Annotated in this window: 7 protein-coding genes, 1 tRNA gene and 2 pseudogenes; 7 read left to right on the top strand and 3 right to left on the bottom strand. The window is 70.2% G+C overall.

Annotation, left to right across the window (positions count from 1 at the left end; translation table 11 throughout):
• The first annotated feature begins 330 nt into the window (after positions 1-330).
• Positions 331-2,580: a transglycosylase domain-containing protein gene (locus tag ACWCYO_RS24750; RefSeq protein WP_270146003.1), complete on the top strand. Its 2,250-nt coding sequence runs from the start codon at positions 331-333 to the stop codon at positions 2,578-2,580.
• A 115-nt stretch (positions 2,581-2,695) separates the two neighbouring features.
• On the opposite strand, the gene ACWCYO_RS24755 is transcribed toward ACWCYO_RS24750, so the two are convergent.
• Positions 2,696-3,148: a GatB/YqeY domain-containing protein gene (locus ACWCYO_RS24755; protein WP_270146002.1), complete on the bottom strand. Its 453-nt coding sequence runs from the start codon at positions 3,146-3,148 to the stop codon at positions 2,696-2,698.
• Between the two features lie 90 nt (positions 3,149-3,238).
• Here ACWCYO_RS24755 and ACWCYO_RS24760 point away from each other — a divergent pair, with 90 nt between their 5' ends.
• The 3 genes from ACWCYO_RS24760 to ACWCYO_RS24770 all read left to right on the top strand — a co-directional run bounded on the left by ACWCYO_RS24760 (position 3,239) and on the right by ACWCYO_RS24770 (position 5,067).
• Positions 3,239-3,949 carry a CGNR zinc finger domain-containing protein gene (locus ACWCYO_RS24760; RefSeq protein ID WP_449785416.1) on the top strand — a complete coding sequence of 237 codons (711 nt, stop codon included), beginning with the start codon at positions 3,239-3,241 and terminating at the stop codon, positions 3,947-3,949.
• On the top strand, positions 3,949-4,893 hold the full coding sequence (locus tag ACWCYO_RS24765; protein ID WP_449785417.1) for a metallophosphoesterase: 945 nt from the start codon (positions 3,949-3,951) through the stop codon (positions 4,891-4,893). Before ACWCYO_RS24760 ends, ACWCYO_RS24765 begins: the two co-directional genes overlap by 1 nt.
• 100 nt (positions 4,894-4,993) lie before the next feature.
• Positions 4,994-5,067 (top strand) — tRNA-Pro (locus tag ACWCYO_RS24770).
• 68 nt (positions 5,068-5,135) lie between these two features.
• Here the strand turns inward: ACWCYO_RS24770 and ACWCYO_RS24775 are convergent.
• Positions 5,136-5,447: pseudogene (locus ACWCYO_RS24775) on the bottom strand (tyrosine-type recombinase/integrase); the annotation flags it as partial.
• 135 nt (positions 5,448-5,582) lie between these two features.
• Positions 5,583-6,034 (bottom strand): annotated as a pseudogene (locus ACWCYO_RS24780) (replication initiator); the annotation flags it as partial.
• Positions 6,035-6,360: 326 nt separating this feature from the next.
• On the opposite strand from ACWCYO_RS24780, the gene ACWCYO_RS24785 reads away from it, so the two are divergent.
• The 3 genes from ACWCYO_RS24785 to ACWCYO_RS24795 all read left to right on the top strand — a co-directional run bounded on the left by ACWCYO_RS24785 (position 6,361) and on the right by ACWCYO_RS24795 (position 10,432).
• Positions 6,361-6,840, top strand: coding sequence for a hypothetical protein (locus tag ACWCYO_RS24785; protein WP_270145997.1), 480 nt, complete (start codon positions 6,361-6,363; stop codon positions 6,838-6,840).
• A 363-nt stretch (positions 6,841-7,203) separates the two neighbouring features.
• Positions 7,204-8,991, top strand: a complete 1,788-nt coding sequence (locus tag ACWCYO_RS24790) for an NHL repeat-containing protein (protein WP_449785418.1) — start codon at positions 7,204-7,206, stop codon at positions 8,989-8,991.
• A gap of 208 nt (positions 8,992-9,199) precedes the next feature.
• Positions 9,200-10,432, top strand: a complete 1,233-nt coding sequence (locus ACWCYO_RS24795) for a substrate-binding domain-containing protein (protein WP_449785419.1) — start codon at positions 9,200-9,202, stop codon at positions 10,430-10,432.
• Positions 10,433-10,507 lie beyond the last annotated feature (75 nt).

The following is a 10,507-nucleotide window of genomic DNA, read 5'->3' on the forward strand; positions in this document are numbered from 1 at the left end:
TCGCAGGTCGTGGCCCTTGCCAGGCGCGAGGTCTCCACTCTCGCCACAGAAGCCGTCACGGAGTGCAACCGTTCACTTGAACACGGCAGGCCTCAGCCGCCTCAAAACCCGTGCAATATCGGGCAATTCGGGCAAGTCTCCCCACTCACAAGAGTGAATGATGTTGACGCACCGAAGCTGTCGCAAGCTTGTGACAAGCGTAGGCGAACACCTGCCCCGATGTGCGGGATTCGGGGACGTAGGGTTCTCCCCATGGCACCGAAGCGCCCACCGGCATACCAGCCCCCAGGCAACCCCGGAGCTCCGCGCCGCAGGAGCAGCGGATCACCGATGGACCACGTCGGCAACGGCGTGAAGTTCCTGGGCGTCAGCGTGCTCTCCGGAGTCCTGCTGGCAGGCCTCGCCCTGCCGGCCGTCGGCGCCATGGGGCTGACCGCCAAGGACACGGCGGAGAGCTTCCAGAACATCCCCGACGACTTCAAGACCCCGCCGCTCACCCAGGCCACCCAGATCTTCGACGCCAAGGGCGGCCTGATCGCGAAGGTCTACGAGCGCGACCGCACCGTGCTGACCGCCGACCAGATGTCGCCGTACATGCGGCACGCCCAGGTCGACATCGAGGACGCCCGCTTCTACGAGCACGGCGCCGTCGACCTCAAGGGCGTCCTGCGCGCCGTCGGCAAGAACGCGGAGAGCGGCACCGCCGCCCAGGGCGCCTCCACCCTGACCCAGCAGTACGTGAAGAACGTCAACGTGGAGAAGGCCGGCGACGACCAGGCCGCCGTCCTGGAGGCCCAGCGCAAGACCCTGGGCCGCAAGATCCAGGAGCTCAAGGTCGCGATCAAGTTGGAGGAGGACCTGACCAAGGACCAGATCCTCACCAACTACCTCAACATCACCTTCTACGGCCACCAGGCCTACGGGGTCGAGGCCGCGTCCCAGCGCTACTTCAGCAAGAGCAACAAGGACCTGACCATCGCCGAGGCCGCCACCCTCGCCGGCCTGGTCCAGAACCCGTCGCAGTACGACCCGGTGCGCTATCCCGACAACACGATCAAGCGCCGCAACGTCGTCATCGACAAGATGCTCGAGAACAAGCACATCACCGCCGACCAGGCGAAGGAGGCGAAGGCCGCCCCGCTGGGCCTGAAGTACAAGGACCCGCAGAACGGCTGCATCACCGCCCAGGCCGGCATGGGCTTCTTCTGCGACTACGTCCGCCACGTGGTCAAGCAGGACCCGGCCTTCGGCAAGAACGCCGACGACCGCAAGAAGCTGTGGGACACCGGTGGTCTGAACATCTACACCACGCTGGACCCGGACAAGCAGGCCGCCGCCCAGAACGCCGTCACCAAGAAGGTCAACGTGACCGACCAGGTGTCGGCCGCGGCGACCATGATGGAGCCCGGCACCGGCAAGATCCTGGCGATGGCCCAGACCCGCCCGTACGGCCTGGACCCGAACAAGAACCAGACCGTCGTCAACCTCAACGTCGACGCCTCGATGGGCGGCGGCAACGGCTTCCAGACCGGTTCGACCTTCAAGCCGATCCTCGCCGCGGCGGCGCTGGAGGCGGGCATGTCGAACACCCAGCAGTTCCCGTCCGAGAACAAGATCGACTACCCCCAGATGTCGACCTGCAACGGCACCTGGAAGAACACCGACAAGCCCAAGGCCACGGTGAAGAACGAGTCGGCCAGCGAGGTCGGTCCGTACGAGCTCAAGCAGGCCATGGCGCTCTCGGTCAACACCTACTTCGTGGAGATGGAGCAGCAGGTCGGCCTCTGCGCCATGAAGCAGATGGCGAACAAGCTGGGCATCACCCAGTCCGCCAAGGGCGACCAGTTCCAGGAAGTGCCCTCGATGGTCCTCGGCACCCTGGAGCTCTCCCCGCTGACGATGGCGAACGTCTACGCGACCTTCGCCGCCCGCGGCAAGTACTGCACCCCGATCGCGATCAACAGGATCACCACGGTCGACGGCAAGGACATCAAGGTCCCGCAGTCCCAGTGCAACCAGGTCTTCTCCGAGCAGACCGCGGACTCGCTCAACACCGTCCTGCTCAACGTGACCGAGAAGGGCACCGCGGCCGCGCTCGGCCTCGACGACGGCCGCAAGATCGCCGGCAAGACCGGAACCACCGACGAGAAGAAGGCCGCCTGGTTCGACGGCTACACCCCGTCGCTGGCCACCGCGGTCTGGCTCGGCGGCCCGGCCGGCGGCGTCAAGATGAAGAACATCAACATCGGCGGCAAGCACTTCGACGAGGTGTTCGGCGCCGACGGCCCCGGTCCGATCTGGCAGATGGCGATGAACCAGGCGCTCAAGGGCTCGCCCCTGGAGCCCATCCAGACCACCAACATCCCGGACCCCCAGCCGGCCACGCCCCCGCCGGGCAACACCCCGCCCGCCGACCCCAACACCCAGCCGCAGCCGCCGGCCCCGAACCCGGCGCCGCCGGTGGCCGGGCCGGGCAACGGCGGCGCCGGTGGGGTGATAGGAGGAGGGTTCACCCTCCCGCCGGGCATGATCGGCGGCGGGAACGGGAACGGCGGCAAGCACGGCGGCGGCAACGGCTGACCTGCTCCCCCGGCCGCCCGGCTGTCCCCAGTAGGAACGGCGAAGGGGCGCCCTCCGGATCTTCCGGAGGGCGCCCCTTCGGCGTCTACGTTTCGTGCGCGCTGGTGCGCCCCGCTCAGGCCAGGGCGGCCTTCACCGCGGCGGCCACCCGGCCGCCCTCGGCCAGGCCGTCGACCTTCGGCTTCACCAGCTTCATCACGGCACCCATCGCCTGCGGGCCGCTCGCCCCGCTCTCGGCCACGGCGGCCGCCACGATCGCGGCCAGCTCCTCGTCCGACAGCTGCTTGGGCAGGTAGGAGGCCAGCACCTCGCCCTCGGCGCGCTCCCGCGCGGCCTGGTCGGCCCGGCCGCCCTGCTCGAAGGCCTCGGCCGCCTCGCGGCGCTTCTTCGCCTCGCGGGTGATCACCTTGAGCACATCGGCGTCGGACAGCTCGCGCTTCTCCTTGCCCGCCACCTCCTCACTGGTGACGGCGGACAGCGTGAGCCGGATGGTGGACGAGCGCAGCTCGTCCCGGTCCTTGATGGCAGCCGTGAGGTCCTCCTGCAGCTGCGCCTTGAGCGTCGTCATGGCCACGAGTCTCCCACCTGCGCCGTTCCGTCGCTTGTCATTAAGCGCCGAGCACCGTCCGGGCGTCGTGTAACCACTTACCCTGGTTACATGACCGATCGAGACGGAGCCACGGACCCCGCGCCCGGCCTGGTCCTCAACACTCCGGGTGGCACCAGCTTCCCGTTCGACCCCGGCGCCCTCTGCCTCGAACTGCTCACCACCGGCGGCCCCGGCGACCTCGCCGTTTTCGAGGCCCTGCACCGCCCGTCCGACCTCGCCGACTGGCTCCCGCACTCCCGGCTGCGGCTGCCCGCCGGAGCCGTACGGATCTCCGCCGACCAGCTCGCCGCCGCCCGCACCCTGCGCGACGCCCTCTGGCGGCTGACCGCCGCCCGCGCCCACGGCACGACCGGCACCCCGGAGGACCACGCCGCCCTCAACCGGGCCGCCGCCCACCCGTCGCTCGTCCCGCAGATCGCCCCGGACGGCACTGCGGCCGCCCCGCTGCCCGCCGACGGGGCGCAGCTGGTCTCCACCCTCGCCCGGGACGCCATCGCCCTGCTCACCGGCCCGTACGCGGACCGGATCCGGGAGTGCGGGGGGCACAACTGCCGACTGCTCTTCGTCGACGCCTCGCGGCCCGGGCGGCGGCGCTGGTGCTCGATGGAGCGGTGCGGCAACCGCAACAAGGTGCGGGCCCTGCGCGCCCGGCGGGAATCCGAGGAGTCCGCGGCGGGGCCCGTTTCCGCAGCGGGGCCCGTTCCGCAGCGGGCCCCCGGACGTTCACCAGCTGATCCGCCGTCTGAGAGCATGGGCTGATGCGACCGCTGTACTCCGTTCCCCTCGGTGTCGCCGCCGCCGGCGCCGCCTGCCTCGCCTACTCCGTCGGGTACGAGGTGCGTGCCTTCCGGCTCCGCCGGGTCGAGGTCCCCGTCCTGCCCCACGGCGCCAAGCCGCTGCGGATCCTGCAGGTGTCCGACATCCACATGGTGAGCGGGCAGGGCAAGAAACAGCGCTGGCTGCAGAGCCTGGCCGGCCTGCGCCCGGACCTGGTGGTCAACACCGGCGACAACCTCTCCGACCCGCTCGGCGTCCCGGCCACCCTCGACGCGCTCGGCCCACTCATGGACTTCCCGGGCGTCTACGTCTTCGGGTCCAACGACTACTACGGCCCGGCCCGCAAGAACCCGGCCCGCTACCTCCAGGCCATGCGCAGCGGCGTCCACGGCATGAACAACCCCGACGGCACCGGCAACCGCGGCATCACCGGCGCCGTCCACAACCCCTGGGAGAAGCTCCGCGACGGCTTCGACGCGGCCGGCTGGCTCGACCTGACCAACACCCGCGGCCGCCTCACCCTCAACGGCCTCGACCTCGAGTTCACCGGCCTCGACGACCCGCACATCCGCCGTGACCGCTACACCGAGGTCGCCGGCGGCCCCTCCACCGACGCCGACCTCTCCCTCGCCGTCGTCCACGCGCCCTACCTGCGCGTCCTCGACGCCTTCACCGCCGACCGCTATCCCCTGATCCTGGCCGGCCACACCCACGGCGGCCAGCTCTGCATCCCCTACTACGGCGCCCTGGTCACCAACTGCGACCTCGACACCCGCCGGGTCAAGGGCCTCTCCACCCACCAGGCCGGCGGCCACCGCTCCTACCTCCACGTCTCCGCCGGCTGCGGCACCAACCGCTACACCCCGGTCCGCTTCGCCTGCCCCCCGGAGGCCACCCTCCTCACCCTCACCCCCACCCCCCGCTGACCTCTACCGGACGCCCGCCCGAAACCGGATTTCGTGTCTCGGCGAGCGTCCGGTAGAGTTCTACTCGTCGCGAAGGAGACGGAGCGACAAACAGAAAGACCGGGGTGTGGCGCAGCTTGGTAGCGCGCTTCGTTCGGGACGAAGAGGCCGTGGGTTCAAATCCCGCCACCCCGACCCAGTCCAGAGGGCCTATCGGAGAAATCCGGTAGGCCCTCTGGCGTTGTGCGTGACCAACTGAGTGACTAAGCCTCAGAGTCTTGGGCGAACAGGCCGTCCATGACCGTTGCCCCGGTCTGGATCACCGGGCGGATCTGCTTCCGGTAGACCTCCTCGGTGACAGCCGTGCTGGAGTGGCCGACGAGTCGGGAGATCTCCTCCAGGGGCACGCCGCTGTCCGAGAGCAGGGACACGAAGCTGTGGCGTAGCTCACGGGGTGTCCATTCGCCGGCGTTCACTCCCTCGGCCTTGGCGATGGCTGAGCGGAAGGCCCGGCGGACGTGGGACGGGTCCGGCTCCTTCCCGGCAGCGGAGTGGAAGACGGGGTCGCCCTCCTCAATGGCGGTCTTCTCCGCCGCCTTCAGAACGGCCTCAGCCTGATGCGGATCAGGTCGTGGATGACCGTCCGGCTCAGGTTCAGGACGTGTACGGCGTCGGATACCCGGCAGAGGACGGGCCGGGCCAACAGCACGTCAGCCATGGGTGGGTTCTCCTTCCGTGCCGGGTGCGGGTTGCAGGGCTTGAGTGAGCCAAGCCTCGCCGCGGGTGAGGCCGAGGGACGAAGGTCCAGTGGTCCAGGACGAGCGTGGTGTCGTCGGTGGCCGGGGCGTCGGAGCCGTGGAGATGTTCGAGGGTCTGGGCACGACGCCAGGCGGCTCGGGCGTCGCGGAGAGCGCCGAGGGTGGTCGAGTACTTGCGGGTCTTGGTGGAGAAGTGGCCCCGGAAGCCGCGCATGTGGGCCCAGGTACGGAGGCGGAGTTCCGCCCGTTCGGGGCGGGCGCCGAGGTTCCAGCAGGTGCGGGTGAGCCGGCGGGCGGGCTCGGGGATGTCGTAGTGGGCGATCTCGGCGAGCAGCCGGACGGCGGTCCAGGGTGCCGGTGGCGGCCTCGGCATCCTTGGTCGCGTACATGCCCAGGAAGCCGGCTGCCTGCCACGGGCGTCCCACAGCCGCTGCTGAGGGGCACCCGCTGGGTCGACCTTCCTCATAGTGGTCGTCAGCTGTTCGGCTCAACAACGGAGGTGGTTTGGACTCAAAGCGCTCATGGTTGACACATGGCTAGGGCTGGCAGCCGGATCGCACGTCGGCTGCCCCCTACCCGCGGGGCGGACTCAACTGGATCGCCGACGGCCACCCGACGCCCGGGTCCTGCCTACGGGACGGCCCGGCGTTGGGCACCTCGCCGGCCTGCTGCAGGAACGGCTGGGCTACGGCCGTAGGCAGTCGGCGAGGCAACCACCTGGAGAATGATCGTGACGCTCAGCGAGGCCGAGTTGCTTACGGCCGACGAGGACCGGCTGGGGGAACTCTTCCGTACGAGCCCGCCCGGTGACATTCCCGACGGCCCGATGGAGGGCACCGCCATCATCTGCGCGGGAACGGGCGCGACCCGACCGATCGCCGCGTTGGTGCGCCTGGCCGTGTGGCGGGGAAAGGTCTTCGACCGCACTGGCGGGTACCTGAGCAATCGGCTGTCCTCACTGGACGCGCTCGCCATCCTCGCCACGGTCGCTCCGGGACCGAGTCGGCTGGACGGCGAGGAGTGCATCGTCATCGACTACTCCAGAACATCCCTCGTCGCTCGCGGCGTGCGCGATGAGATCCGCCAGGTGGGCCCGGACCTGTATCTGGGCGTGATCTGGCTGCTGGGCGCCAAGGTCGGCTGGTTCTCACTGAGGAAGCCGCAAGCAGGAACCGGACCAGGCGAGAAGCAGCCGAACACGAGCACATGACGCTCCGCTCCGCCGCTCTTCCGGCGGCGCGACGCGGCTGCAGCAACATCCCGATCGGCTGACGTCCGGCGGCCTGGGCACCGATCGGGCGAACTCCGGTGAAGGCCACGGCCCAGCCCGGCCGGGCTGCTCTGTTTGAAAGGTCCCACGACGATGACCACCTCCATCATGCGCGCTCGCAGGTCAGCACCCGGCACGTCCCGCCGTGCACGAAGGTGGACCGCAGCTGTCTCAGCCACCGCGGCAGCCTCACTCGTCGCCGTTCTGACCTCGTGCAGCGCCCCGCAAGACGCTCCCGCCGCCACCCCGAGCACATTGGCGGGAACAGTCGCCGGGTCGGGCAACGCGCTACACGGGGCCCAGGTGACGCTCTTCGCCGGAACCCGCGAGGGAACCGAGGCACTGGCCCGCGCCACGACCGACGCGACCGGCTCCTTCAAGATCTCCTACGCCCAGCCGACAGACGGGGTGCTGTACGTCGAGGCCGTGCTTCCGGACACGCCCGGGCTCCGGCTGCGCTCTGTCGTCGGCATCGGCGCCAGAGGCGGCGTCCCCCAGCGGACCCTGAACGCGGTGACGGTCAACGAACTCACCACCGTCGCCGCTACATACGCCTTGGCCCAGTTCAGCGACCAGCGCGGCATCGCCGGTCCGAGCCCCGGGCTGCAGAACGCCGCGGCAACCTCGTTCAACCTCGCCGATCCGGCCACCGGCAAGCCGGGCGGAGTCGTCACGAACAAGGACAACGGCACCAACAACGAGACACTAGCCACCCTCGGCACGCTCGCCAACCTGCTCTCGCTCTGCGCGACGCCGAACGCCCCGCACTGCGGGGACGTGCTCCGCCTCGCCACACCGCCCGGCGGCACCACTCCGATCGACACGGTGCAGGCGGCCCTCAACCTCGTCCACAACCCGACACTCTCCCCGGCCGAGCTCTACTCCCTGGCGCACACGGCGAACGTCTTCTCTCCCGCGCTCACCGCGGCCCCCACATCCTGGATCCTGGCGCTGCGCTACACCGACACCGGCCTCTACGCCCCCGGGCGCATCGCGTTCGACGCCAAGGGGAACGCCTGGGCCAGCAACAACTGGCAGGCCGGCACCCGGGATTCGAGCCCCTACGTCACCGTGCTCGATCCGGTCGGCCACCCGACCCTAGGCAGCCCCATCAGCGGCGGTGGCATGAAAGGCGGGGCGTGGGGCATCGCGATCGACCATGACGGCGCCGCCTGGGTGCCCAGCTACGGGGGCGACGCGATCTCGAAGTACTCGGCCACCGGAACCCCGTTGTCGCCCGACACCGGCTGGAAGAACGGCGGCCCCGACCATCCGCAGGGCGTCGCCGTCGACCAGAAGGGCAACGTGTGGATCGCCAACTACTACGGCATCAAAGGCGCCCCCGGCCAGGGCAGCGTGATCGTCTACCCGCACGGTGACCCCTCGAAGGCGATCACGATCAGCGGCGGCGGCCTCGACCACCCGTTCGCCGTCCAGATCGACGGCCAGGGCCGGGCCTGGGTCACCAACGCCCGCCTCAGCGGCGCCAAGCTCTACGAAACACGGGTGGCCGGCGCCAACGCCGAGTTCGGGGGAAGCGTCACCGTCATCGGCCCCGACTTCAAACCGACCGCGTTCTCCCCCGTCAAGAGCAGCTCGTTCAGCTGGCCCCTGGGACTTGCCATCGATTCCAGGAACAACGTCTGGGTGCCCGACTTCTTCAGCAACACCGTCACCGAGATCCGGCCCGACGGAACCATCGCCGGTGAGCACAAGCTGCCGATCGCGGTCGGCCCCTGGTCCGTGGCCGTGGACGGGTCCGACCGGGTGTGGGTCGCCGGCTTCGGCACCCCGTCCGTATGGCTGCTGTGCGGCGAGAACACCTCCGCCTGCCCGAACGGCACGTCCACCGGCACGTTCCTGTCCCCCTCACAGGGGTTCCGCAACGCAGCGATCCAGCACCTCACGGCAGTGCAGCTCGACCAGTCCGGCAACGTCTGGCTGGCCAACAACTGGTCGGAAATCCTCCCGCCGACCGGCGGCGTGGGGCTGGTGGAACTCATCGGACTCGCCACCCCGGTCTGCACGCCCCTCACCCCGCTACCGGTGCAACCGTCATCGGCGACCGCGACCGCCTGCCCGAAGCAGTGAAACCGCCCGCCGCGGCAGACCCGGCCCACGGGTAGCGAATCCGGCCCCGAAGAGGACTCCGGTGACGCCGACGCCGACGGCCCCGGCGGTGCCGCTCGCGTCGGTGGCTCCTCCGGCTCCCGCGGCCGCGCCCCCGGCCACTCCGCCGGTCGTGCCCGCCGCGCCCGCAGCGCCGACGGGCCCGGTACCGCCGACCGTCCCCGCGTACATGGCGGCCCCCGCCACCCACCCGTCCCTCGCCGACGCCGCCGCGCGCCCACGGAGGCGCAAGGGCGTGCTGATCGGCTCGGTGCTGTCCGCGGTCGTCGTCGCCACGGGGGGCACCCTGGGCTTCCTCGCCTGGCGGGACCACGGTCCGGACGAGCCGGGGTCCCGTGGCTCGAAGCCCGGCCCGTCCTCCTCAGTGACGGCGACGGCTACGGCGACGACCGCCGCCTCAGCCTGCGGCCCCGACGGCAAGCAGGCGGTCGGCGCGGACGGGCTGCAGGTGGCCCTCGTCAAGCAGTGGCAGGCGGATTACGCCAAGGAGTGCCCAGGCGCCGAGATCACCTTCAACGGCCCCGCGAGCGGCACCGTGATGGACCAGTACGCGACCTTCAAGTCCGATGGCGTCGCCCTGGACTCGCCGATGACGGCCGATCAGCGGGCCGTCGTCGGCCGCCACTGCCCCACCGGCTACGCCTCCCAGATCCCGGTCACCGTGCTGCCGATCGCCGTGGTCTACAACACGCCCGGGCTGCAGGGGCTGGAGTTCGACGCCCCGACGCTCGCCAAGATCTTCACTGGCAAGATCACCAAGTGGAACGACCCGGCGATCAAGGCGCTCAACTCGATCTGGAACCTGCCGGACTCGCCGATCGACGTACGGATCCCGAGCAACGAGTCGGCGTCCACCGCCATCTTCACCCAGTACCTCGCCAAGGCGGCGCCCGCCGACTTCCCCTACCAGCCGGGCCGGGCGTGGCCCGACAAGTCGCGGCCCGCGTCCGGCACGAACGCGTCCGACCTCCCCGCCTATGTCGCCGGGGACCAGTGGTCGATGTCCTTCGTGCCGCTCCCGGACGCCGGCACCCTCCAGAAGGCCAAGGTGAAGTTCGGCGGCTCCCAGGCGGTGGAACTCACCCCCCACTCCGCCAGCATGATGGCCGCCGGGGGCTCGGTGCAGGGCACGGGCACCAACCTGACGGTCACGATCGACTACGCGAGGCCCGCCTCGGGCAGCTACCCCATCGTCGACGTCGGCTACATCGGCTTCTGCGACCACGGCGGGGCCGATCGCGCCCTCGCCGGCACCGCCGTCCTGACCAACTTCCTGGCCCACGGGCTGAGCGCGCCGGGCCAGGCAGTCGGCGAGAACCTCATGTACGGCCCGCTGCCGGAGGCCCTGACAAGGCGCGTGCTGGATTCCCTGGCCCCCCTGCGGCTGAAGCCCGGCAATTGATCGAGGAGCGGCGCCGTACGGATTGAGCGTCACCAGGTGGGCGAGGCGCTGATCTCGACGACGTGCGAGGACTTC

The organism is Kitasatospora sp. NPDC001683 (genome assembly GCF_053596495.1).

What these genes read in the sequence shown, in the direction of transcription:
- ACWCYO_RS24750 (WP_270146003.1), top strand. Translation starts at nt 331, where the DNA reads ATGGACCACGTCGGCAACGGCGTGAAGTTCCTGGGCGTCAGCGTGCTC.
- ACWCYO_RS24755 (WP_270146002.1), bottom strand. Translation starts at nt 3,148, where the DNA reads ATGACGACGCTCAAGGCGCAGCTGCAGGAGGACCTCACGGCTGCCATC.
- ACWCYO_RS24760 (WP_449785416.1), top strand. Translation starts at nt 3,239, where the DNA reads ATGACCGATCGAGACGGAGCCACGGACCCCGCGCCCGGCCTGGTCCTC.
- ACWCYO_RS24765 (WP_449785417.1), top strand. Translation starts at nt 3,949, where the DNA reads ATGCGACCGCTGTACTCCGTTCCCCTCGGTGTCGCCGCCGCCGGCGCC.
- ACWCYO_RS24795 (WP_449785419.1), top strand. Translation starts at nt 9,200, where the DNA reads ATGGCGGCCCCCGCCACCCACCCGTCCCTCGCCGACGCCGCCGCGCGC.